Origin of the sequence: Azospirillum humicireducens (assembly GCF_001639105.2) — a bacterium.
Taxonomy (GTDB): domain Bacteria; phylum Pseudomonadota; class Alphaproteobacteria; order Azospirillales; family Azospirillaceae; genus Azospirillum; species Azospirillum humicireducens.
In genome coordinates this window covers 662337-686016 of record NZ_CP028907.1, presented here as the reverse complement: position 1 = coordinate 686016, position 23680 = coordinate 662337, and the positions used below count along the sequence as shown (strand labels likewise).

The window sequence follows — 23680 nt, the reverse complement described above, 5'->3', positions numbered from 1 at the left end:
GGCGGGGGTTTTTTGTGGTCGTTGAAAAGGGGGAATTACGGCATGCAGGACGCGCGGCGATCCACCGCCCCTGCCACTACGGTCCTTACGGCATGAACTGGCCGCCGTTCACGTCCAGAACCTGCCCGGTGATGTAGCCCGAGCAGCCATGGGAGGCGAAGAACAGGAAGGTCGGGGCGCATTCCTCCGGCTTGCCGAAGCGGCCCATCGGGATGCCGGTCGACACGCGGGCCTTGGCTGCCTCGTCCTTGTCGGCATGGAAGGCGGTGTCGAATGTGCCCGGCGACACCGTGTTGAAGCGGATGCCCTCCTTGGTGTGGAAGGCGACCCAGTTCTTCTGGATGTTGTGCAGCCACGCCTTGGCGGCGCCATACAGCCCGGCGCCCGGCCCGCCGCCTGTATAGCCGGCGACCGACCCGACCAGGATCACCGACGCCGTCTGCCCGCTGTCCTGGGCCGACCGGCGCAGGTGGGGCAGGGCATGCTTGGTGGTCATCAGGGCGGACCGGGCGTTCAGGTCGGTCACCGCGTCGAAGAACTCGTCGTCGATCTCCTCCAGCGGCTTGCGGCCGACCAGTCCGCCGGCGTTGTTGATCAGCACGTCGATGCCGCCGAACCGCTCGACGAAGGCGTCCACCACGGCCTTGCAGGCGGCGCTGCTGCACAGATCCCCGGCGAAGAAGGCCGCCTCGCCGCCCGCGGACTCCATCGTCTTGAGCGTCGCGTCGAGATCGGCCGGCGCCTTGCGGCCGTTGATGCCGACCTTGGCGCCGTGGCGGGCGAAGGCCTGCGCCGCGGCAAGACCGATCCCCTGGGTCGAACCGGTGATGAGGACGCGGCGGCCCTTCAGATCGTCGAACATGGCTGTCTATTCCTCGTTATCAGGCTTTGTTTGTCAGGCTTGATTCAGCCGGCTGGAGGCATCGGTCCGGCGGGTTTCCTGCCGATGGCTGCGCCAACGCTTCACCAGCGGCAGGAACAGGGTCAGGATGGCGATGGTCAGCAGCACGACGGTGATCGGCCGGGTGTAGAGGAAGTCATAGCTTCCGCCCGACAGCGATAGGGCGCGACGGAAGTTGGCCTCCGCCATCGGGCCCATGATCAGCGCCAGCACCACCGGCGAAGCCGGGAAGTCCCACTTCTGCATGAAGTAGCCGGCGACGCCGGCGGCCAGCATGATGCCGATGTCGAACAGGCTGTTGTTGATGGCATAGGTGCCGACGATGCACAGGACCAGGATCACCGGAGTCAGCACCGACTTCGGCATCTGCAGGACGCGTCCCATGACGCGCAGCAGCCCCAGCCCGATCACCAGCATGGCGACGTAGCAGAACAGCATGCCGGCGAACAGGGTGAACACCAGTTCCGCATGTTCCTTGAACAGCAGCGGTCCCGGCTGCAGCCCCTGCAGCGTCAGCGCGCCCAGCATCACAGCGGTGACGGCGTCGCCGGGAATGCCCAGCGTCAGCATGGTCAGAAGCGCGCCGCCGGTGCAGCCGTTGGCGCCGGCCTCGCAGGCGGCGACACCGGCCAACTCGCCCTTGCCGTAATTCTCCGGCGTCTTGCTGAACCGCTTGGCCTCGTTGTAGGCGACATAGGCGGCGATGTCGGCGCCGGCACCGGGGATGATGCCGATCACGACACCGAGGCCGGTGGAGCGCGCAACTGTTCCCAAAAGGCGACGGTAGGTCGCCCATTCAGGAATGATGCGGCCCAGCGCCGCGGCCATGCCAAGGCGGACCTTCGGATCCTCCAGCGACTTGAAGGCTTCGGCGGCGGCGAACAGGCCGATCATCACCGGAATGAAGGGGACGTTGAACAGCTCGGTATAGCCGCCGGTGAAGCGGGGGAATCCGTCCATCGGGTCCATGCCCACCGTGGCGATCAGCAGTCCCAGGAAGCCGGCGATCAACCCCTTGATCACCGAACGGCCGGAAATGCTGGCGATGATGCTCAGGCCGAAGACGGCGAGCGCGAAACTCTCGGACGCACTGAACTTCAACGCAAAACCGGCCAGGAGCGGAGCCATGAAGATCAGGACGACGATGCTTGCCGTGCCGCCGAGGAAGGATGACAGGGTGGCGGTGCCCAGCGCCACGCCGGCCATGCCCTTCTTCGTCAGTTCGAACCCATCCATCGCCGTGGCGGCGGCGGCCGGGGTGCCGGGAATGCGCAGCAGGATCGCCGTCACCGAGCCACCATAGACGCCGCCGAAGAAGACGCCGGAGATCATCAGCAGACCGGATACCGGATCCATGCCGAAGGTGAAGGGCAGCAGGATGGCGACACCCATGGTGGCCGTCAGGCCGGGCAGAGCGCCGATGATGATTCCGAGCGTGACGCCGACCAGCGACAGGAAAATAGCGAGCGGATTCGCCGCCAGCGTGGCGAATCCATTCATCAGAAGATCAAATTCATACATGGCGGCGGTCCTCCATGACATACGGTGCGGCCATGAAAAGGGTGGGGCTGGTCATTCGAACAAGCTCCCCACCGGCAACGGCACCTGAAGCGCATAGTGGAAGACGCCATAGACCAGCGCCGTCACGCCGACCGCCAGCACGGGGTTCCAGATCGGGCTGCGCTGCCCCATCAGCGCCATGATCACGGCCATGTAGACGGCGGTGGCCACGCCGTAGCCGACATACTCCATTGCGACGATGCAGCCGGCGGTCGCCAGCATGCCCAGGGCGACCCCGGCATAGCCGGCGATCCCGATCTGTGCCTTTGCGGTGGCAGTCGGGGCGGTGGGCGTACGCAGGGTGTTGGCGATCAGGATCAGGCACAGCAGGATCAGCGCGCCCGCATGGATGATCGGGAAGCGGGCGGCGCCGACGTCGGTCGCCAGCATGCTTCTGGGGAAATCGCCGGTCGCTGCGATGGCCGAAGCCGCGATGGCGATCAGCACGACGGAGATCACGAGATTGGCGATCTTCGTCGTCAACGGCATGGCGTTGCCGGTATCGTCGCTGGAGCCGGGGCGTTCGCTCCCGGCGGGCGGGTTGCTCATGGTCCGGTCTCCTCAACCGATGAAGGCGCACCCCGGCGGTGAACCGCCAGGGCGCGGAGTCGGCCCGGCGTTACTTCGCCATGCCCAGCTTGGTCATCAGATCCTTGAAGAAGGCATTGTCCTTCTGCATGGCCTGACCGAACTCGGGACCGTCGGCATAGGCCCAGGTCAAGTTCATCTTGGCCAGTTGATCGCGGAAGGCCTGATCCTCCGCCGCGGCCTTGCTGGCGGTGCGCAGGGTGTCGACCACCGCGGCCGGCGTCTTCTTCGGCACCACGATGCCGCGCCAGGTGGCGACGGACAGGTCGATGCCCTTTTCCTTCAGCGTCGGCACATCCGGGAAGGTCTTGCTGCGCTGCTCGGCCATCACGGCGAGCATGCGCAGCTGGCCGGCGGCGAGCTGGCTCGACACCTCGGCCGGGCTGACCGACACCGCTTCGATATGACCGCCCAACAGCGAGGTCACGGCCGGGTTGGCGCCGTCGAACGGCACATGGTTGAAGGTCGTGCCGGTCTTCTCCTCCAGCGCCTCGGCCGCGAGATGCCAGATGGCGCCGGTGCCCGAATTGCCGATGCGCACCTTGCCGGGGTTGGCCTTGGCATGCTCCAGGAACTCCTCCACCGTCTTCCAAGGCGCGTCGGCCTTGACGGTGATGGCGCTCGGCTCCGCATTCAGGCGGGCGATCGGGGTGAAATCCTCCACCGTGAAGCGGGCGACGCCCATATGCGGCAGCAGGGTGATCTCCACCGTGCCCATGCCGATCTTGTAGCCGTCGGGACGGGCGGCCATGATCTCGGTCAGGCCGACCGCGCCGCCGCCGCCGGTCTTGTTCACCACGCCCATCGACTGCGGCAGCTGCTTCTTGGCCGCATCGGCGAAGGCGCGGGCGACGAGGTCGGTGCCGCCGCCGGCGGCATAGGGGACGATCAGCTCGACGGGCTTCGCCGGATAGTCGGCGGCCAGGGCGGCGCCGGAGAGGGTCGCGGCTCCGGTGAACAGCATGCCGGCGGACAGGCCGGCCGTCAGAACGGTACGGGTCAGGCGAGTGGAGATCTTCATGGCATTCCCTCTGGGTGTGCCGGCTTGTGCGCCGGTCGTTGAAAGGCGACGATCAGAAAAAGGGATGGCGATCAGCGGCTGGACGATCCTTCCGCCCAGGCCTGGGCGAAGCGCTTCGCACGGACTGCGATATCGGCCACCGGCATGCCAGGGCTGTAGAGCGCCGAACCGAGGCCGAAGCCGGAAGCGCCGGCGGCGCGGAAGGGCTGCATGGTATCGGGCGTGATGCCGCCGACCGGCAGCAGACGCACGCTGTGCGGAATGACGGCGCGCAGAGCCTTCACCACGGCCGGGGGGATTTGTTCGGCGGGGAACAGCTTCAGCGCGTCGGCTCCGGCGGCGAGTGCCGCGAAGGCTTCCGTTGCGGTGGCGACGCCAGGGGTGCAGGCCATCGAGCGCGATTTGGCGGCACGGATGATCGCGGTGTCGGCATGCGGCATCACCACCAGATCGGCACCGATGGCGGACAGCCGGTCCACGGCATCCAGCGTCAGCACCGTGCCGGCCCCGACCAATGCGTCGGACGGCAGGCTGCTGCGGATGGCGGCGATGCTGTCGAACGGATCGGGCGAGTTCAGCGGCACCTCGATCAGCCGGAATCCCGCCTGGTAGAGTGCCGCCGCCGCCGGCTCCGCCTCCGGCGGGGTCAGGCCGCGCAGGATCGCCACCAGGGGCAGGGCGGAGAAAGCCGCATCGAAGCGGGCGGATAGCGAAAGCTCGATCATGGCGCGCTCATCGTGTTGGCGGCGGTTCCAATCGGAAGCAGTCCGGCCGCGGTGGCGAATTGGAACAGGCCGCGCGGGGCGGTATTGCCCAGTTGTGCCGAGGGGGTGACGCCGAAGGCCGCGAGCCCGCGGCCATAACGGCTGCACAGAGCCGGGGCGCCGATCAGCAGCAGCGGCGTGCCCGCCGGCATTTCCGCCAGCAGCGCAAGGCCGGAGCGCAGCTCGTGCCCGATCAGCAGGCCCGACAGGTAATGGGCCAGCGCCTCCGCCGGCATGCGCCCGGTCAGGCCCAGCGTGCGGGTGGCGAACAGCTGGTGCGGCAGGTCGCCGGGACCGGCGGACTGCGCGGCACGGATACCGACGGCGAAGGCAGCGGCCTCATCCTCCGGCGACGCCTCGCGGTCGGCGGGCATCAGGCGGCCGAGCAGCGAATGGGTCTTCAGGACCGCGAACAGCTCCCCCGTCATGTAGGAGGAGAAGGCGGCGATGCGCCCGTCGCTGACGCGGACCCATTTGGAATGGGTGCCGGGCATGGCGATGCAGGCGTTCCGCGCCCAGTCGGCATTCTCGGCCAGCGCGCCGGCAATCTGGATCTCCTCCCCACGCATCACGTCGGGGGGCGCACCGGCCGGGTCGTGCAGAACACCGGGGGCGATCAGGATGGGGCGGCCGGATGCCGTCTCGACCCGCGCCGCCCGGTCGGCCAGGGTCGTCGCATCGGCGGGAGTGGCGACATAGGGGGCCTCGACCCATCCCTGGGCACTGCCGACCATGCCGCCGGCCACCACCGGCAAGCCGGGATGCGCATCCAGCCAGTCTCCGCAGAGGGCGGCCAATGCGGCGTCGAATCCGGCGGGGCCGGGTTGCGGCAGGTTCTGGATGCCGTGGGCGGTCGCCCGTTCGGCAAGCACGCGCGCGCCGCCGTCCATCAGGAAGCCGCGCAGGCTCGACGTCCCCCAGTCCAGCGCGATCAGTGCCGGTTCGGTGGTGGTGTCGGCGGAGGAGGTCATGGTGCGATCCATCCCAGATCCTTGGATATCGCGTCCGCCGTGGCACGGACCAGCGGTCCCAGAGTGTCCATGCGGTCGTCTGGCATGTAAGGGACGGCGCTGGCGACGCTGATCGCCGCCACCACCAGATTCCGGCCATCGCGTACCGGTGCGGAGACGCAACGGATGCCGAGTTCGTTCTCTTCCAAATCCTTGGCCCATCCCTGGGCGACATAGCGGTTCAGTTGCTTTTCGAACTGCGGCCAGTCTGCGGGACGCGGCCGGTCGGCGGGCGCGCCGGGGGAACTGAGCAACGCGTGCAATTCGGCCCAGCGCGCGCGCGGCATGGCCAGCATCAGCGCCTTGCCCAGTCCGGTGGAGGCAATGGGCATGCGCTGTCCCGTGCGGGACCGCATCTCCAGCCCCCGGGTGCCGGGAATCTTGTCGAGATAGAAGACCTCGCCGTTGTCCTCGACGCCAAGATGGACGGTGTCGCCGGTGGCCTGTGCCAGCGCCTCGATATGCGGGCGGGCGACGGCGACCAGGGGACGCTGCTCCAGCGCCTTCATCCCCAGCTGGATCAGCTTCGGGCCCAGCAGATAGCCCTTGTAGGGGATGTGATGGAGATACCCTTCCCCCACGAGGCTGACGAGCATGCGGTGGGTGGTGCTGCGCGGGGTGCCCAGACGCGCTGCGATTCCCTTCACGTCGCCGATGCCGGCAGCCACGCATTCCAGCAATGCCAGTCCGCGCAGCAGGGTTTGGGTTCCGGTGCCTTGCGGCTTGCCGCCCTCGGACTCCTGCTCGGTCGCTTGGATGATTCCGCCCATGATTTGTTTGGCTACCGTTGTTTTTCGCATGCTCGCGCATGCCCCAAAGTGTGTCAAATAATTTTGTATGATGCCATATAGTGAGACATATCTGGATGGCGACGAACGGTCGCGGGGGGGATGAGAGCGCTGCGACACCCATGATCGCGCTTTCAAAATCCTGTCGCTTGGGTCAGAAATGGGAATGCGCCGGGGCCGTTGGACGTGGACCGGCGCAAAATGGTCATCCCAGGAGAAATATTATGCGTCTCACCGTCCTTTCCTTCGTCAGCGCGACGGCGCTGCTGGCCGGCTTCGGCACGGCGCAGGCAGACATCGTGATCGGACTCGGCACGGCGACCACCGGTCCGGTGGCGGCGCTGGGCGAGCAGTCGGTGTACGGCGCCAAGCAGGCGATCGCGGACATCAACGCCAAGGGCGGCGTGCTGGGCCAGAAGCTGGTGCTGAAGGTGGGTGACGATGCCTGCGATCCGCGGCAGGCGGTGGCGGTCGCCAACCAGTTCGTCCGCGATCAGGTCGCGGCTGTCGTCGGCCATCTGTGCTCCGGCGCCAGCATCCCGGCGGCCGACGTCTACCAGGAGGAAGGCGTGGTGATGGTCACCCCGACCGCCACCAACCCGCTGCTGACCGCCAAGGGCCACCCGAACATCTTCCGCGTCTGCGGTCGCGACGACCAGCAGGGCCTGGTCGCCGGCAAATATCTGGCCGAGACCTTCAAGGGCAAGAATGTCGCGGTGCTCGACGACAAGCAGGCCTACGGCAAGGGGCTGGCCGACGTCGTGGTCGAGACGCTGGAGAAGGCCGGCGGCAAGGTCGCCTACCGCGGTTCCGTCACCGCCGGGGAGCGCGACTTCTCGGCGCTGATCACCGCCCTGAAGGACAAGAAGATCGATGCCGTCTATTACGGCGGCTATCACCCGGAACTGGGGCTGATCGTCCGTCAGGCGCAGGAGCAGGGGCTGAAGCCGCAGTTCATCGCCGGCGACGGCCTGAACAACCAGGAATATTGGGCGATCACCGGTCCGGCGGGCGAGGGCACGCTCTACACCGACAGCCCGTCGGCCGCCAGCGATCCCAAGGCGCAGGAACTGATCGCCTCCTTCAAGTCGGCCGGTCTGCCGGAGCCGGGCAACTTTGCCTTCTACAGCTACGCTGCGGTGCAGGTGATTGCCCAGGGCCTGCAGAAGGCCGGCAGCACCGACGGGAAGAAGCTGTCCACCGCGCTGCATTCCGGCAGCTATGACACCGTCGTCGGCGCGGTCGAGTTCGATAAGAAGGGCGACATCACCAAGCCGAACTATGTGATGTATGTCTGGAACAACGGCCAGCCCAAGATGGTCGCCCAGAAGTAACCGGAGCGCCGCTGCGGGAGGTTGGTCGGCCTCCCACAGCGGCATCCACCGGAACAAAGTGCAACCTCATCATATTGAAATATTTGTCTATTAAGGCTTCTTAACGAATCTCCGGCGCTTTCGGTCCCCTGCCGGGTTGATTGCCGGGGCGCTATCCCAACCTCTTTCCTCGCCAAGGTTGGGCTTGTCGACAACGCCGGGAAGGAATGCCGCATGTTCATCGCGATGAACCGCTTCAAGGTCCGCCACGGGGCGGAGCAGGAGTTCGAGGAGGTCTGGCTGAACCGCGAGGTCCATCTGCACAAAGTTCCGGGGTTCGTGGAATTCCATATGCTGCGTGGACCGGACAGGGAGGAATACCGGCTCTACTCTTCCCACACCGTTTGGGAATCGGAAGCCGCTTTCCAGGGTTGGACCCGGTCGGAAGCCTTCCGCGCCGCCCATGGCAATGCCGGCAATCGCAAGCCGCTGTATGTCGGGCCGCCGGAGTTCGAAGGCTTCGAAGTCATCCAGACCGTACCGCGCAATCCGGACGCTTGACGGCAGGTCGGGCCGCCACACCATCCGCCGGGAGGAATCCGATGCTGGAACAGGTCATCGAGCAGCGCCGAAAGAGCCTTGGCGGATTCGAGGTTGGGCGGGTCCTGCCCTTCGTTCAGCGGCGGATGGTCGGCCCCTTCGTTTTCTTCGACCATATGGGGCCGGTCGATTTCCAGCCGGGCCTGCCGCGGGACGTCGACGTGCGCCCCCACCCTCACATCGGCCTGTCCACCGTCACCTACCTGTTCGAGGGCGAGATCATGCACCGCGACAGCGTGGGCTCGGAACAGGCGATCAGGCCGGGAGAGGTGAACTGGATGACCGCCGGGCGCGGCATCACCCATTCGGAACGGTTCGAGCGCGCCCGGATGGAGGGTGGACGGTTGCATGGCATCCAGGCCTGGGTCGCCCTGCCCGAAGCGGATGAGGAGACCGATCCCGCCTTCAGTCACTACGGCACCGGCGACCTGCCGGTCTTCGAAGAGGGCGGCGTGCGCGGCCGGCTGGTGGCGGGCGAGGCGTTCGGTGCCAGGGCGGGGGTGAAGACCCACTCGCCTCTGTTCTACATCCATTGGGATCTCGCCCCCGGCGCCAGTGTGGAGATGCCGGCCGGCGGATGGGAGCGGGCGGCCTATGTGGTGGCGGGAGCCGTCGAGGCCGAGGGGCAGCGCTTCGAGGCCGGCCGGATGGCGGTGTTCGGCCCCGGCCATCCGGCGGTGCTGACCGCGGTCACGCACTCCATCGTCATGGCCATCGGCGGCGAAGCGCTGGGACGGCGCTTCATCGACTGGAACTTCGTGTCCTCGTCGAAGGAGCGGATCGAGCAGGCCAAGGCCGACTGGCGCGCCGGCCGGATGAAACTGCCCGACCTCGACAGTGGTGAATTCATTCCGCTGCCGGAAATGCCGAAGCCGCCGGCCAATCCGATGTCCTGACGACCTCCCTCAGCGTTCGCGTTTCCGCCAGCACCAGACCGCAGAGACCACCGGGACCGACAGGGCTACCCAGGACACGGCATCCTCCACGCCATCGTCCAGCAGGGCTGTGACCAGCCCGGCGGTGGTGACGAGCGCGATTGCGGCGGGAACGGCGAAGATCGCCAGCAGGGGGAGGGGAGCGCGCGGCTTCATTCCGCCGCCTCCCCGGCGATGGTGCGCAGGCCGGGGCCGACGACCCCATGGTCCTGTGTGTTGCGGCGGCGGGCGATCCACAGATACAGGCCGCTGCCAAGAATGATGATGGTCAGCACGTCCAGCACCGCCCAGAGGACCTTCATCGGCAGCCCGCCATAATCGCCGAAATGCAGCGGCTGCGACAGCCGCAGCGCCAGCATGTACCAGGGCATGGAGCGCATGTCGGTGAAGGCTCCCGTCTCGGCATCGATCAGGGCTGGCGTCAGGATCCGGCTGGTGGCCGGTGTCGCCCCCTTCAGCCACACCGCGTAATGGTGGTTGCTGGAGAAGCGTACGCCGGGGAAGGCGACGAACTGGGGGCGCATGCCGGGGGCGGCCTCCATGGCCGTGCGCACTGCTGCGTCGACGGAGGCGAAGCGTTCCGGCACCGGTTTGCCCTCATAGGGGGCGATCATCGCCGCCAGCTCGTTGGCACGCCAATAGGCGACCAGCGGCACCGACAGGGTGTTGATGACGCCGGTCAGCCCGACCACCACCACCCACATCAGCGTGACGATGCCCAGCATGTTGTGCAGGTCGAGCCATTTCAGACGCCGGCTGCGCCCGGCCCGCACCGTGCCGAACGACAGCTTCCGCATGAAGGGAGCGTAGATCACCACTCCCGACAGGGTGGCGAGGAACAGCAGGAACCCCATGAAGCCGAGGAACAGCTCGCCCGGCAATCCCGCGAACATGTCCACATGCAGGCGCAGCATCACATGCATGAAGCCCTTGTCGTCGTTCAGGTCGGCCAGGATCCGCGTGGTGCGCAGGTCGATGGCGGAGATGTGCATCTGCGACACCGGCGGGCGCGCGCCCGGACCGGTCGTGACATTCACCACCGGCCGGTCCACGTCGAAGCTGAGGAACAGCGGACGCTCGCCGGGATATGTGGCCAGCGCCGCGGCCACCGCGTCGTCCAGCGACTTCAACGGGGTGTCGGCCGGCATCTGCGGCAGGGTGTCCTCCTCCGTCAGCGCCTCGATCTCATCGTGGAAGATCAGCGGCAGGCCGGTCAGGCACAGCAGCAGCATGAAGACTGTGCAGATCAGGCTGGTCCATTTGTGGATCAGCGTCCAGATCCGGATGGTTCGGTTGGTCATCGGCCACTCCCCATGGCGCCGTCAGGACTGTGCCGGTCAGAAATCCACCGACACCGACAGCTTGGCCGTCAACGGGCTGCCCTGGCTCAGGTAGCCGCCCGAAGCTGATGCCCAGTAGTCCCTGTCGGTGACGTTCTCCACCGCCGCCCGTACGGTGACCGGACGGTTCTGGATATCGGTGACCATCCGCGCGCCGATGTCGAAGCGGGTCCAACTCGGGATCTTCAGCGTGTTTGCGGTGTTGAGATACTGCGCCCCGGTGTGGATCACGCGGCCGGTCAGCGTCACGGTTGGGAAGGAGGCCGGAAGGAAGGGCAGGTCCCATTCGACGTTGGCGTTGAACTGGTGGCGCGGCACGCCGACGGCATCCTTGCCCTCGGTCGCGGCGCTTCCGGTATCGGTCAGTTCCGGATCGATGACGGTGGCGCCGCCCAGCAGGCGGACGCCCTGCATGGGCTCGCCGTACAGCATCAGCTCGATGCCGCGGTTGCGCTGTTCGCCGGACACGCTGTAGACGCGGGTGAAGGCGTCGGTGACGCCGCTGGGCTGGGTGGTCTGGAACAGCGACAGCGAGCCGCCGAAGCTGCCGAAATCCAGCTTGCCGCCGACCTCGTACTGGACCGAGCGGTAGGGTTCGAAGATCTCTCCGGAATTGGCGGCCGTGGACGGTGCGGTCGGCCCCTGCGCCAGTCCCTCGATCCGGTTGGCGTAGAGCGACAGTTCCTTGGTCGGCTTCACCACCAGACCGACCACCGGCGTCAGCGCCGACTGGTCGTAATCGGAGGTTCGGGCGCCATTGGCACGGTTGTAGCCGCGGACCTGGATGTTCTGCTGGCGGAGGCCGACGGTGACCATCACCCGGTCCTCGAGGATCGACAGCGTGTCCGATGCATAGACGCTGCGCAGAACCGATTCGCTGACCTTCGGCAGGTCGCCGACCATGCCGCTGGACGAGGTCGTCGCCGGGCGCGGGAAACCGACCATATTGTAGAGGTTGATGGCGGTGGTCGTGCCGAATTCGAAGCCGTTGTTGTTGGTCGTCCGCAGAGCGGAGGCGCCGGCATTCAACTGGTGCCTGACCGGACCGGTGTGCAGGTCGGCCCGGATGCCGGCTTGGCCCGTGCTGGTGAAATCCTCGCGCGGGACGGTCAGGCGCCTGACGGTGCCGGTGCCGTCGACCCGCGTGACGGTGGGGGACGCATAATCGCCATCCTCCCGCATGCTGCGCATGCCGAAGGCGCCATAGACGGTCAGGTTGGGCAGAATGTCGTATTCGGCGCGGACCTGGCCGAATGTGTCGCGCATCTGCGAATAGCTCCAGGGCTGCGCATAGTTCTGCGAAGCCGACGGCACCGCCGGGACGAAGCTGCCGAAATAGACAACTGGGCGGCCCTGCTCCACCCGCTGGGTCTGGGTGCCGACGTCGAGCGTCACGCGGGCGCGTTCACCACGATAATCCAGGGCGAGGGAGCCGAGTCTCAGCGTCCGCTCCTCGTCATCGATGGCGGTGTCGCCGCCGCGGACCGCGGCATTCACGCGCACGCCGAACTGCTTGGCATCGCCGAACCGCCGGCCGACGTCGGCGGACAGGCCGAAGCGGCTGTCCATGGCATAGTTGGCGGTCAGGCGGGTCAGCGGCTCGTCCTCCGCCCGCTTGGGCACCAGATTCACGCCGCCGCCAATGCCGGATCCACTGGGGGCCGCCCCGTTCAGGAAGGCGTTGGCGCCCTTCAGCACCTCCACCCGTTCGAACATGTTGGTGGCGACGATCTGGCGCGGAGCGGTTCCGTAGAGGCCGTCGACCGACAGATCCTCACCTGTCAACTGGAAGCCGCGGATGACGAAGCTCTCCGCGAAATTGCCGTAGCCGAGGCTGCTGCGCACCGCCGGGTCGTTGGCAAGCACATCCGCAATCGTATCGGCCTGCTGGTTTCGGATCGTCTCGGCGGTGTAGCCGGTGACGGAGAACGGCACATCCATGGCGTCCTGGTTGCCCAGCGCGCCGATGCGCCCGCCGCGCGCCACCTGGCCGCCGGCATAGGCCGGGGGCAGGGCGCCGGGCCCGGTCGCGGCCCGGTTGCCTTCGATCTGCACCGGATCAAGTTGCACGGCGCCGCCAGCGCTCACCCGCTCGACCGTCACGGTTTCGCTGTTGAGGAAGCGAGCGGCCAGCCCTGTGCCCGACAGCAGGCGGTTCAGCCCCTCGCGCGCGGTCATCGATCCGCTGACACCGGGCGAGGTGATGCCCTGGGTGACGGCACCGGGGGTCAGCACCTGGATGCGCGTGGCAGCGGAGAAGGCGGCGAGCGCCCCGTCCACCGACTGGGGCGCGATGGCAAAGGTCACTGCGCCGGCCGATGTCGTTTGCGCGGTCGCTGCGGGGACGCTGGACAGCAGAAGCCCCGGCGCGATCAGCACCGTCGTCGCCAGCAGCCGCCCCAGGAACACGCGGCCGAGCAGGCCACTCTTGACGCCGTCCCGGCGTCCGATGGCCACATCCGTCACTCCGAACTTTTCCCCAAACTTCGCCAATGCCATTGCTCGCCTCTGTCATCCGGTGAGAGAGCACGCCGCTTTCTGCGACTGCGTCTCATTCGCTTACTTGCCGGACATGACGATGGGCGCACGGAAATCCCTGGGAGGTTTTTTCAATCCTCCCGCATTTTTTCAGCGGAGCAGGGTCAGATAGGGGGTGATGCGGGTGGCGCGCACGCCGAGACCGCGCTCCAGCGCATCGAACACGGCGTCGGGGCGGTCGAGCGCGAACACGCCGGAGACCACGCGCTCCGCTGCCTCGTCGTTCAGCAGGACCACACGGCCCGGCCATTGTTGGTTCAGCGCGGCTATGACCGAGGCGAGCGACTGCTGGCGGAAGACGATCTGCCCCTGGCGCCATGCGAAGACGACGGTCGGATCCGCCGTCCGCGGTCCGGCCAGGCCATGGGGACCGGCCTCCGCGCTCTCGCCTGGGCGCAGGCGGACGCTGTCGGGCCAAGGGTCGCGATCATCTGCGTGCCGGTGGGCGGTGACCTCCACCAGCCCTTCGCCGACCGTGACCGTTGTGCGGTCATCGTCGCGCCGGACGCTGAATTGGGTGCCCAGCACGCGGGCGGCACCTGCGCCGCCATCGACGACGAAGGGACGGTCGGGATCGCGGACGACGTGGAACCACGCCTCTCCACGCAGGATCCGGACGCGCCTCGCCCCACCCTGAAAATCCAGCGCCAGCGCGGTGTTGCCATTCATTTCGGCGGTGGAGCCGTCCGGCAGGATTAATGTCCGCCGCTGTCCGGCCGAGGTCACCTGATCGGCAACGGCATTCTGGTAGAGCGCCGGTCCGCGCCAGATGCCAAGGCCGCCAACCGCCAGCAGAACCGCCATCGCCGCAGCGAAGCGCCGAACACCGATCGCGGCGGGGCGCCGGGGGGCTGCGATGCGGGCTTCGGCATGGGCCGCACGGGCAGGTTCCTCCAGGTCGTGCAGGAGGGTGCGCAGTTCGCTCCAGGCGCGGGCATGAGCGGGGCTGCGGGCCAGCCACTGGGCGAAGGCGGTGCGCTCCGCCGGGGTGACGTCGTCGGCCTGCAGGCGGAAGAACCACGCGTTGGCTTCCGAGAACAGCCGGTCTTCGTCCAGTCCGCCGTCTGCCGGCTCAGCGCCTAGCGGTTCCCTCGGCTGTCCATCCCGATGATTCATCGCGTCTTGCCGCAAGCTCCTGTTGCCTCGTGTTTGGTAAGACGACCTGCGGAGGCAGATCCCTCAAAGAAATTGGCCTGTCGGGAAAAGGGTTCTGCCGATCATCGCGGCGGGCGCCGCTTCATGTGGGCGCGGCATTGCTCAAGCGCCGCGCGCAGATGGTACTCCACCGTACGGGGGGAGATGCCGAGCCGTTCACCGATGGCACGGTACGTCAACCCCTCGACATGATAGAGCAGGAACACCTCGCGGGTTTTGGGTGAAAGGGCATCGATGGCGCCGCGCAGCCGGGCCATGGTCTGGTTCCGCTCCACCACAGCGTCGGCGCCGGGGACCGCAGTTGGCATGTCGTCGCCGGGAGGCCCGACCTCGCGAAGGCGCTGGCGCTTGGCGGCGCGGCAATGGTCCAGTGCGATGCGGTCGGCCACCACATAGAGCAGACCGGCCGGATTCTGCACCGCGTCTCCATCGGGCAGACGGGCCAGCCGCAGGAAGGCATCCTGCGCCAGATCGCCCGCTGTCTGCGGATCGCCGGTGCGCCGCGCGATGACACGCTCCACCCGCAACCGATGCGCATCGAACAACTCCGCGATCCTGCGCGCCCAGCTTCCGACAGGGCCGGTCATCGGGCGGGCCGGATGCTGGTATCATCGGTCAGGGCAGGGCGGAGAATGTCGGTCACGGGTGCGCGGAATGCCGGATGCAAAGGAACCGACACCCGCTTGGCCATTGCCTGGGATGCCGGTAACACCGGTATAGCCGCACCGTCCTTAGAATGCGAACGATTCTTATTTTGCTGCGTCAAGCAGCGGGAGCTTACCCGCTGATCGGCTTAACGCTGTGCCATGCCGATGATCGCTTTTCCGAGTTGGCCGACTGGAACGGTTTCACCACGCGATGCCGCCGATGTGGCAGACGCATCAGATCGAGTGGCTTCGCCGACATGGATTTGGCCGGCTGCCGCGACGGTTACAGTCTTGGCCGGCGGCAACACCCAGGGATTGCTCTATTTCCTCCACCACCGCAAGCGATGGTGGAGGCGCTACCGGACGTCAGACGTGGAAGCTCTCGCCGCAGCCGCAGCGGCCCTTCTCGTTCGGGTTCTTGAAGACGAAACCGGTCTGGAACTTGTCGTCGACATAGTCCATCTCGCTGCCGATCAGGAACATGACGGCGGCCGGGTCGATCAGGATGGTGACGCCCTTGTCCTCCACCACCTCGTCGAACTTCATCTTTTCCTTGGCATACTGGACGTCATAGCTAAGCCCCGAACAGCCGCGCGCCTTCACGCCGATGCGAAGGCCGACCATGTCGTCGGTGGCCTTGGACATCAGCGCCTTGACGCGCTCCGCGGCGGCGTCGGTGATCGTGATCGCCTTGGGCAGGGAACGGGCCATGGTGACGGTCTCCTAAATACGGCTCAGAACATATCCAGTTGCAGACGGGCTTCCTCGGACATCATGCCCTGGTGCCAGGGGGGTTCCCACACCAGTTCGATCTTGACCTCGTTGACGTCCTCGACGCCCAGCACGGCCTGACGGACCTGCTCGGGCAGTTCGCCGGCCACCGGACACATGGGGCTGGTCAGCGTCATATCAATCTCGACGTTGCGCTGCCCATCCATGTCCACGCGGTAGATCAGCCCCAATTCCCAGATATCGACCGGGATTTCCGGGTCGTAGCAGGTCTTGATGGCCGCCACGACGCGATCCATGATCTCCTCCCGCGGGTCGTAACCCTCGGGCGGCTGGGGCATCGGGGCGAACTCCTTGGAGCCTGCCTCGGCAGTCTCCGCGGCAGTCTCCGCGGCAGTCTGCACCTTCAACTGCGCCTCGGCTTCGGCCGGATTGGGAGCCATCGGGCGCTGGGTCAGGGCTTCATCGGGCATTTCGATCACCCTCCGTCAGAACTGGTCGCTGGAGGCAGAAGCCTCACCGTGGAGTGCCGCGTTCATGGCGTGCCAGGCCAGCGTCGCGCACTTCACCCGCACCGGGAACTGGCGCACGCCGGACATCACCATCAGCTTTTCCATCGTCTCGTCGTCGACACCCTCGGGGATGTCGGGCTCGTCCTGGGTGCACAGCTCATGGAAGGCGTGGAAGAGCTTCTCAGCCTCCGTGGCCGTCTTGCCGCGCACCAGTTCCGTCATCATCGAGGCGCTGGCAGTGGAGATGGCGCAGCCGCGGCCCTGGAAGGCCACGTCGTCGACCACCCCGTCCTTCAGGGTCAGATAGACCATGAAGCGGTCGCCGCACATCGGATTCTCGCCCTTCGCCTCGCGGTTGGCGTCGTCGGGATGGCGGAAGTTGCGGGGATTCTTGCCGTGGTCCAGGATCACTTCCTGATACAGCTCGCGCAGATCGTCCATCATGCTCCGAAGAACTCCTTGACCGCCTGGAGGGACTGGACGAGGGCGTCGGCTTCCTCCCGCGTGTTGTAGAGGCCGAAGGAGGCGCGGACGGTCGGTCCCACCCCGAACCGCTCGGCCAGCGGCTCGGCGCAATGGCGGCCGACGCGCACGGCGACGCCATACTGGTCGACGATGGTGCCGACATCGTGCGGGTGCACGCCCTCCAGCGCGAAGGAGATGATCGGCCCCTTGCCGGGTGCGGTGCCGACGATGCGCAGGCCGTCGATCTGCGAGAGCTGCTGCGTCGCGTATTGCAGCAGGTCATGTTCGTGCGCGGCGATGGCGTCGCGGCCGAGAGTCTCGACATAGTCGATGGCGGCGCCCAGACCGATGACCTCGGTGATCGGCGGGGTGCCGGCCTCGAAGCGCGACGGCGGGGCCTTGAAGGTGGTGCCTTCGAAGCTGACGCTCTCGATCATGTCGCCGCCGCCCTGATACGGGGGCATCTTCTTCAGGAGGTCGTACTTGCCGTAGAGCACGCCGAGGCCGGTCGGGCCATAGAGCTTGTGGGCGGTGAAGACGTAGAAGTCGGCGTCGATGTCCTGCACGTCCACCGTGCCATGCACCACCGCCTGGCTGCCGTCGAACAGGACGGGCACGCCGCGCTCATGCGCCAGCTTGGCGATGGTCTTCGCCGGGGTGACGGTGCCCAGCACGTTGGAGCAGTGGGTGATCGCCACCAGCTTCGTGCGGTCCGATAGCAGATCCTTGTAGGCGTCCATGTCGAGAACGCCGAACTCGTCGCAGGGCACGACCTTGATGACGATCCTCTTCTCGGCCTGGAGCAGTTGCCACGGAACGATGTTCGCGTGATGCTCCATGATCGACAGGATGACCTCGTCGCCTTCGTTCAGGAAGGTCCGGCCATAGCTGCTGGCCACGAGGTTGATCGCCTCGGTCGAGCTGCGGGTGAAGACGATGCAGCGGTCGTTCGGTGCGTTCAGGAAACGCGCGACCTTGGTGCGCACCGCCTCGAACTGGTCGGTGGCGGTCTGCGACAGGAAATGAACGCCGCGATGGATGTTGGAGTAATCCTCCTCCAAGAAGCGGGTCATCGCCTGGATGACCTGACGCGGCTTCTGGGCGGACGCACCGCTGTCCAGATAGACCAGCGGTTTGCCGGGCTTTCCCTTCCTGGCGTGGACGCTGCGGGCGAGGATGGGGAAATCCTCCCGCACCCGCTGCACGTCGTAGGCTTGGTTCAGGATGGCATCGGACATGTTATTTCTGCTCCTCCAGCCAGCCGGCGATGATCCCCTGGAAGGCGTCGCGGATCGACTCCTCGGCGATTTCCTCCAGCGATTCGGACAGGAAGGCGCCGATCAGCAGGCCCTGGGCCGTGTCGCGGTCGATGCCGCGGGCGCGCAGGTAGAACAGCGCGTCGTCGTCCAGTTCGCCAGCGGTGCAGCCATGGCTGCACTTCACGTCGTCGGCGTGGATTTCCAGTTCCGGCTTGCTGTCGATCTCGGCGCCGTCGGACAGCAGCAGGGCGCGGTTCAGCTGATAGCCGTCGGTCTTCTGCGCATCCGGGCAGACGGTGATCTTGCCCTGAAACACCGCGCGCGCCGTGTCGTCGATCACGCCCTTGTAGACCTCGCGGCTGGTGCCGTTCGGCTTGGCGTGGACGATCACCGTGGTGGTGTCGGCATGCTGGGTGCCGCGGACCAGATAGCCGCCGCTGACATGGGTCCGCGCCTCGGTCCCGTCCAGGCGGCTGACCACCTCGTTGCGCGACAGCTTTGCACCCGTGGTCAGGATGAAGTTGTCGTAGCAGCCGCCGGTCGCCACCGTCGCCGCGATGTGCGACAGGTGGATGGCGCCGCCGCCTTCGCGCTGCGACTTGTAATGGTGCAGGGTGGCGCCTTCGCCGACGAAGACCTCGGTCACATGGTTGGACAGTGTGGTGCCGGCGCCACGGCCGACATGGTGTTCGACCACCACCGCCTTCGACCCGGCCTCTGCGATCAGCAGGCTGCGCGGATGGCAGGAGGTCGCCTGGGCCTCGGTCCCGACGGAGACGTAGACCAGCTCGACAGGGCGTTCGACCTGAACGCCGGCCGGCACATGCAGGACCGCGCCGTCGGCGAGATAGGCGCTGTTCAGCGCCACCAGGGGACGGTCATCCGCCGCGGCGAGGCGGCCGATATGGTCGGCCAGCAGGTCGGAATGCGTGGTCAGCGCGGCGGCGAGACTCAGCAATTCGACGCCCGGCGGCAGCCCCTCGACGGAGGACAGGTCGGCGCGGAAACGGCCGTCGACGAAGACCAGGCGCGGCCCGTCCTGCCCCTCGGCCCGCACCGTCGGCAGCAGGTCGATGGTGGCCGCCGCCGGGCCGGCCGGCTGGAAGCTGACCTTGGCGAGGTCGCGCAGGTTGGTGTAGCGCCAGCTCTCGTTCCTGATCGTTGGCAGGCCGACGGCGGCGAATCGCTCGCGGCCCGTCGCACGCAGCTCGGTCAGCCAGGACAGGCCGCTGCCGGGCAGCCCGGAGCCCACCCGATCGAGCGGAGCCAGGAAGGCCGGCGCCGTCGCCGGATCGGCGCCGCGTGTCGAGTAGGTCATCGGCTGAAGGGGGGAGGAGTGTGCCGTCATCACGCCGCCTCGCTCGCGCCGAAGTCGCGGTAACCGTTCTTCTCCAGCTCCAGCGCCAGTTCCTTGCCGCCCGATTTCACGATGCGGCCGGCGGCCAGGACGTGCACATAGTCGGGAACGATGTAGTCGAGCAGGCGCTGGTAGTGGGTGATGACCAGCATCGACCGCTCCGGCGAGCGGAGCGCGTTGACACCCTCGGCCACGATCTTCAGCGCGTCGATGTCCAGGCCGCTGTCCGTCTCGTCGAGGATGGCGAATTTCGGCTCAAGCATCGCCATCTGCAGCGTTTCGTTGCGCTTCTTCTCGCCGCCGGAGAATCCGACATTGACCGCGCGCTTCAGCATCTCGTCCGACATGCCCAGCGCCTTGGTCTTCTCGCGGATCAGCTTCAGGAACTGCATGGCGTCCAGCTCCTTCTCGCCGCGATGCTTGCGGATGGCGTTGATCGCGGTCTTCAGGAAGGTTGTGTTGCCGACGCCGGGGATTTCCACCGGATACTGGAAGGCCAGGAAGACGCCCTCGGCTGCCCGCTCTTCCGGCTCCATCGCCAGCAGGTCCTTGCCGTAGTAGGTGACCGAACCTTCCGTGACCTCATAGCCGTCGCGGCCGGCCAGCACGTAGGACATGGTGCTCTTGCCGGCGCCGTTCGGGCCCATGATGGCATGGACCTCGCCCGGACGGATGGTCAGGTCGACCCCCTTGAGGATTTCCTTGCCGTCCACGGTGGCGTGCAGGTTCTTGATTTCGATCATCGTCTTGGCCTCGTTGTCTTCTTCAGGCTTCCGGCACGCCGTCCGGTGGCTTCACTCCGTCCTCCGCCGCTCCTCGGGGAAGCGGGGAGGGCATCCCTTACCCCACGCTGCCTTCCAGGCTGATGCCCACCAGCTTCTGCGCTTCCACGGCGAACTCCATGGGGAGTTCCTTCAGGACCTCCTTGCAGAAGCCGTTGACGATCAGGGACACAGCGTCCTCCTCCGAAATGCCGCGCTGGCGGCAGTAGAACAGCTGGTCCTCGCTGATCTTGGCCGTCGTCGCCTCGTGCTCGATGCGGGCGGAACGGTTGCGGCTCTCGATGTAGGGGACCGTGTGGGCGCCGCATTTGTCGCCGATCAGCAGGCTGTCGCACTGTGTATGGTTGCGCGCCCCCTCCGCCCTGGGCAGGATCTTCACCAGCCCGCGGTAGGTCTGCTGCGCCTTGCCGGCCGAGATGCCCTTCGACACGATCGTCGAGCGGGTGTTCTTGCCGATGTGGATCATCTTGGTGCCGGTGTCGGCCTGCTGGAAGTTGTTGGTGATGGCGACCGAATAGAACTCGCCCACCGAATTGTCGCCCTGCAGGATGCAGCTCGGATACTTCCAGGTGATCGCCGAGCCGGTCTCCACCTGCGTCCAGGAGATCTTGGAGTTCCTGCCGCGGCAGGCGCCGCGCTTGGTCACGAAGTTGTAGATGCCGCCGACGCCCTCCTCGTTGCCGGGATACCAGTTCTGGACCGTCGAGTATTTGATGGTCGCATCGTCCATCGCCACCAGTTCGACCACCGCGGCGTGCAGCTGGTTCTCGTCGCGCTTGGGCGCCGTGCAGCCTTCCAGATAGCTGACGTAGGACCCCTCATCGGCGATGATCAGCGTCCGCTCGAACTGGCCGGTGTTGGCCTGGTTGATGCGGAAATAGGTGGACAGCTCCATCGGGCAGCGCACGCCCTTGGGGATGTAGACGAAGCTGCCGTCGGTGAAGACCGCACAGTTCAACGTCGCATAATAGTTGTCGGTATAGGGCACCACCGAGCCGAGATACTTCTTCACGAGTTCCGGGTGCTTTTGCACCGCCTCGGAGATCGCGCAGAAGATGATGCCCATCTCCTCCAGCTTCGCCTTGAAGGTGGTGGCGACCGAAACGCTGTCGAACACGGCGTCCACGGCGATAGCCGGGCTCTTGCCCTCCGACCCCTCGACGCCGGCCAGGATCTCCTGCTCACGCAGCGGGATGCCCAGCTTCTCGTAGGTCTTCAGCAGTTCGGGATCGACCTCGTCCAGCGACTTCGGCCCGGCCTTCTTCTTCGGCGCCGCATAATAATGCGCGTCCTGATAGTCGATGGGCGGGAAGCTGACGGCGGCCCATTGCGGCTCCTCCATCGTCTGCCAGACGCGGAAGGCCTTCAGGCGCCATTCCAGCAGCCACTCCGGCTCCTCCTTCTTGGCGGAGATGAAGCGGACGATGTCCTCGTTGAGGCCCTTCGGCGCGACGTCGGATTCGATGTCGGTCGTGAAGCCGTACTTGTACTTCTGCTCCGTGACGGCGCGGACCTGCTCGACGGTTTCCGGTTGGGCGGCCATGGCTTTGCCTCGTCCTTCTCAAGAATGCTGTTCGGTGCGCGCCGTTCAGTGCGCAGGGCGGGCCGGCTGGGCGGCTGTTGAAGTCGTTGCGGCTGCCGGGGCCGGGAAGGTGATCGGGACCATCATGTCGGCCAGCGACACCTCCTCCAGCGCGCCGCGGATGGCGCGGTTCACCTTTTCCCAACCGCCGCGCATGGGGCAGAGCTGCTCCACGCCGCACTGGCTGTCGGCACCGTCGACACAGGCGGTCAGCGCGATGGGACCGTCGAGCGCCGTGATGATTTCCGCGATGGAGATTGCATCGGCCGGCCGGCTCAGCGCATAACCGCCAGCGGCACCGCGCTGGGAGGTCGTGAGCCCGGCTGGCGTCATCGCCTTCATCAGCTTGGCGACGGTGGGAGCGGGAACGCCGGTACGGTCGGCAAGATGGGCGACGGTATGGACCGTGCCGACCTGGCGCGCCATCTCGCTCAGCACGACGATGGCATAGTCGGTCAGCTTGCTCAGCCGGATCATGCCCACACCCCGTTTCACCCCGGTTTCGAATACAGGACCAATTTAGTCCTGATTGCTCCGGGGGGCAAGGGGCGTTTGTCGATTAAAGTGCAGGGTTTCCGCGGGTTTCCGGCGGATGCATGGCAGATGCGCCGACAATACCCGTCAACGCCGCTCGGTTATAACGTGGTGATTCTCCCCACGCTACAGCGAAGCCGCAGGTCAGGGGACAGGATGCGGCGGTTTGCCGCAGGATGGTAAAAGAGACCCCCAATGCGGAAAACCCCGCGCCGGGGGCGGCGCGGGGTCAGTCCGGTGACGATGGAAGCGGGGATCAGCCCGGCTTCTTCACTTCCTCGCGGGCGGCGCTGGTGGCTTCGGAGACGACGTCGCGAACGTCTTCCTTGGCCGACTCGACTGCGGTCTGTGCCGCGGCCTGGGCGGCGCGGGTGCCGCGGTCGAGCGCGTCCATCGCGATGGCCTTTGCCCGATCAGTGGCCTCGTCGGCATAGTCGCCGACCCACTGCTTCTCATAGCGCGTGCCGGGCAGGGCGGCGCCGATGGCCGCACCCAGCGCCACGCCCATGGCGCCGGCGACGATGGGATGATCCTCGACGAGGTCCCAGAAGCCGGTCGACATGTCGTGCGCGCGGTGGCGAAGATGGTCGGCCGACGGCGTCATGGAGGACAGGCGCGACATGCCGCGGCTGACATAGCCCTGCGACTGGCGCTGGCTGTGGAGGTCGCTCCGGCCGGACACAGGGTCGGACACATGGCCGTTGTCCGAACCGCCCACCATGCCGCTGACGGTGCCCGACGCGCTGTCGTAGGCGGAGCTGACCGCGCCCGAGGCGCTGTCATAGGCCGAGCTGGCGGCGTTGCGGACGCTCTCGCCGGCGTCGCTCAGGGTTTCGCGGGCATAGTCCACGGCGTCGCCCATGCGGTGGCGGGCGTTGCGGACCGTGCTGGAGCGGGCGATGCGGCGGTCGTAGCCGGTGCTGGACAGGGCCAGCCAGCCCAGACCGATGCCGATCAGCGCCAGCGGGATCGGGTTGCTGGTGACGCTGTCCAGCACCGAACCGGAGGGCTGGGACTGCCGGCGATTGTAATGGATGGTCTGGCCGCTTTCGTAACGGTCGGTCTGGTGCAGACTGGCGCGCTGGGGCGGGGTGTCCGGCGTCGACGGCGAATAGGTGTGCTTCATGGAATTCTCCATCAGGGATTGGGGGGACCACCGCGTCAGACTGTCGCGCAGACGGGATGTCCGGTCGCGCAGCGCATCGATGGTGCCGCCGATGCGCGCGCGGCTGGCGCGGATGTCACCCTCCAGGGCGTCGAGATTTTTCGATTGACGATCGTCGTCCGTCATCGGCCGGTC

General features: G+C 66.7%; 24 protein-coding genes. 3 read left to right on the top strand and 21 right to left on the bottom strand.

The window, feature by feature from the left end; translation table 11 throughout:
* Positions 1 to 85 precede the first annotated feature (85 nt).
* The 7 genes from A6A40_RS30170 to A6A40_RS30140 form a co-directional block, all read right to left on the bottom strand.
* Positions 86 to 862 (bottom strand): SDR family NAD(P)-dependent oxidoreductase, encoded by a 777-nt coding sequence (locus A6A40_RS30170; protein WP_108549479.1) that lies wholly within the window; start codon positions 860 to 862, stop codon positions 86 to 88.
* A gap of 33 nt (positions 863 to 895) precedes the next feature.
* The gene (locus A6A40_RS30165; RefSeq protein ID WP_108549478.1) at positions 896 to 2422 is read right to left on the bottom strand and encodes a tripartite tricarboxylate transporter permease; all 1527 of its coding nucleotides are present in this window, start codon (positions 2420 to 2422) and stop codon (positions 896 to 898) included.
* A 51-nt stretch (positions 2423 to 2473) separates the two neighbouring features.
* Positions 2474 to 3010 carry a tripartite tricarboxylate transporter TctB family protein gene (locus A6A40_RS30160; RefSeq protein ID WP_108549477.1) on the bottom strand — a complete coding sequence of 179 codons (537 nt, stop codon included), beginning with the start codon at positions 3008 to 3010 and terminating at the stop codon, positions 2474 to 2476.
* Between the two features lie 70 nt (positions 3011 to 3080).
* Positions 3081 to 4070: a tripartite tricarboxylate transporter substrate binding protein gene (locus A6A40_RS30155; RefSeq protein WP_108549476.1), complete on the bottom strand. Its 990-nt coding sequence runs from the start codon at positions 4068 to 4070 to the stop codon at positions 3081 to 3083.
* 71 nt (positions 4071 to 4141) lie between these two features.
* A complete protein-coding gene (locus A6A40_RS30150; RefSeq protein ID WP_108549475.1) occupies positions 4142 to 4795 on the bottom strand; it encodes a 2-dehydro-3-deoxy-6-phosphogalactonate aldolase in 654 nt (217 codons plus the stop codon).
* Positions 4792 to 5817 carry a 2-dehydro-3-deoxygalactonokinase gene (locus A6A40_RS30145; protein WP_108549474.1) on the bottom strand — a complete coding sequence of 342 codons (1026 nt, stop codon included), beginning with the start codon at positions 5815 to 5817 and terminating at the stop codon, positions 4792 to 4794. Before A6A40_RS30145 ends, A6A40_RS30150 begins: the two co-directional genes overlap by 4 nt.
* On the bottom strand, positions 5802 to 6614 hold the full coding sequence (locus A6A40_RS30140) for an IclR family transcriptional regulator (protein WP_108549473.1): 813 nt from the start codon (positions 6612 to 6614) through the stop codon (positions 5802 to 5804). Before A6A40_RS30140 ends, A6A40_RS30145 begins: the two co-directional genes overlap by 16 nt.
* 242 nt (positions 6615 to 6856) lie before the next feature.
* Here A6A40_RS30140 and A6A40_RS30135 point away from each other — a divergent pair, with 242 nt between their 5' ends.
* The 3 genes from A6A40_RS30135 (at position 6857) to A6A40_RS30125 (ending at position 9441) form a co-directional block, all read left to right on the top strand.
* The gene (locus tag A6A40_RS30135) at positions 6857 to 7966 is read left to right on the top strand and encodes a branched-chain amino acid ABC transporter substrate-binding protein (RefSeq protein WP_108549472.1); all 1110 of its coding nucleotides are present in this window, start codon (positions 6857 to 6859) and stop codon (positions 7964 to 7966) included.
* Positions 7967 to 8179: 213 nt separating this feature from the next.
* Positions 8180 to 8506, top strand: coding sequence for a heme-degrading protein HmuQ (hmuQ, locus tag A6A40_RS30130; protein ID WP_108549471.1), 327 nt, complete (start codon positions 8180 to 8182; stop codon positions 8504 to 8506).
* Between the two features lie 41 nt (positions 8507 to 8547).
* Positions 8548 to 9441, top strand: a complete 894-nt coding sequence (locus tag A6A40_RS30125; RefSeq protein WP_108549470.1) for a pirin family protein — start codon at positions 8548 to 8550, stop codon at positions 9439 to 9441.
* Positions 9442 to 9450: 9 nt separating this feature from the next.
* On the opposite strand, the gene A6A40_RS30120 is transcribed toward A6A40_RS30125, so the two are convergent.
* The 14 genes from A6A40_RS30120 to A6A40_RS30875 form a co-directional block, all read right to left on the bottom strand.
* A complete protein-coding gene (locus A6A40_RS30120) occupies positions 9451 to 9636 on the bottom strand; it encodes a hypothetical protein (RefSeq protein ID WP_108549469.1) in 186 nt (61 codons plus the stop codon).
* On the bottom strand, positions 9633 to 10781 hold the full coding sequence (locus A6A40_RS30115; RefSeq protein WP_108549468.1) for a PepSY-associated TM helix domain-containing protein: 1149 nt from the start codon (positions 10779 to 10781) through the stop codon (positions 9633 to 9635). Before A6A40_RS30115 ends, A6A40_RS30120 begins: the two co-directional genes overlap by 4 nt.
* Before the next feature lie 36 nt (positions 10782 to 10817).
* A complete protein-coding gene (locus A6A40_RS30110) occupies positions 10818 to 13277 on the bottom strand; it encodes a TonB-dependent receptor (RefSeq protein ID WP_236784155.1) in 2460 nt (819 codons plus the stop codon).
* A gap of 171 nt (positions 13278 to 13448) precedes the next feature.
* Entirely contained in the window at positions 13449 to 14474 is a 1026-nt protein-coding gene (locus A6A40_RS30105) for a FecR family protein (RefSeq protein ID WP_108549467.1), read from the bottom strand.
* 101 nt (positions 14475 to 14575) lie between these two features.
* Entirely contained in the window at positions 14576 to 15058 is a 483-nt protein-coding gene (locus A6A40_RS30100; protein WP_236784154.1) for an RNA polymerase sigma factor, read from the bottom strand.
* Between the two features lie 468 nt (positions 15059 to 15526).
* Positions 15527 to 15871: a HesB/IscA family protein gene (locus tag A6A40_RS30095; protein WP_014249543.1), complete on the bottom strand. Its 345-nt coding sequence runs from the start codon at positions 15869 to 15871 to the stop codon at positions 15527 to 15529.
* A 23-nt stretch (positions 15872 to 15894) separates the two neighbouring features.
* Entirely contained in the window at positions 15895 to 16362 is a 468-nt protein-coding gene (locus A6A40_RS30090; protein WP_108549465.1) for an iron-sulfur cluster assembly protein, read from the bottom strand.
* A gap of 15 nt (positions 16363 to 16377) precedes the next feature.
* Positions 16378 to 16845 carry a Fe-S cluster assembly sulfur transfer protein SufU gene (sufU, locus tag A6A40_RS30085; RefSeq protein WP_108549464.1) on the bottom strand — a complete coding sequence of 156 codons (468 nt, stop codon included), beginning with the start codon at positions 16843 to 16845 and terminating at the stop codon, positions 16378 to 16380.
* Complete coding sequence (locus tag A6A40_RS30080) at positions 16842 to 18104, bottom strand: cysteine desulfurase (RefSeq protein ID WP_108549463.1); 1263 nt, start codon at positions 18102 to 18104, stop codon at positions 16842 to 16844. Before A6A40_RS30080 ends, sufU begins: the two co-directional genes overlap by 4 nt.
* A 1-nt stretch (position 18105) precedes the next feature.
* Positions 18106 to 19473 (bottom strand): Fe-S cluster assembly protein SufD, encoded by a 1368-nt coding sequence (sufD, locus tag A6A40_RS30075; protein ID WP_236784153.1) that lies wholly within the window; start codon positions 19471 to 19473, stop codon positions 18106 to 18108.
* Positions 19473 to 20225, bottom strand: coding sequence for a Fe-S cluster assembly ATPase SufC (sufC, locus tag A6A40_RS30070; RefSeq protein ID WP_108549461.1), 753 nt, complete (start codon positions 20223 to 20225; stop codon positions 19473 to 19475). The genes sufD and sufC overlap by 1 nt, the downstream gene beginning before the upstream one ends.
* Positions 20226 to 20322: 97 nt before the next feature.
* Positions 20323 to 21807: a Fe-S cluster assembly protein SufB gene (gene sufB / locus A6A40_RS30065; protein WP_108549460.1), complete on the bottom strand. Its 1485-nt coding sequence runs from the start codon at positions 21805 to 21807 to the stop codon at positions 20323 to 20325.
* A gap of 45 nt (positions 21808 to 21852) precedes the next feature.
* Positions 21853 to 22323: an SUF system Fe-S cluster assembly regulator gene (locus A6A40_RS30060; protein ID WP_108549459.1), complete on the bottom strand. Its 471-nt coding sequence runs from the start codon at positions 22321 to 22323 to the stop codon at positions 21853 to 21855.
* A 313-nt stretch (positions 22324 to 22636) separates the two neighbouring features.
* Complete coding sequence (locus tag A6A40_RS30875) at positions 22637 to 23671, bottom strand: hypothetical protein (protein WP_158279390.1); 1035 nt, start codon at positions 23669 to 23671, stop codon at positions 22637 to 22639.
* Positions 23672 to 23680 lie beyond the last annotated feature (9 nt).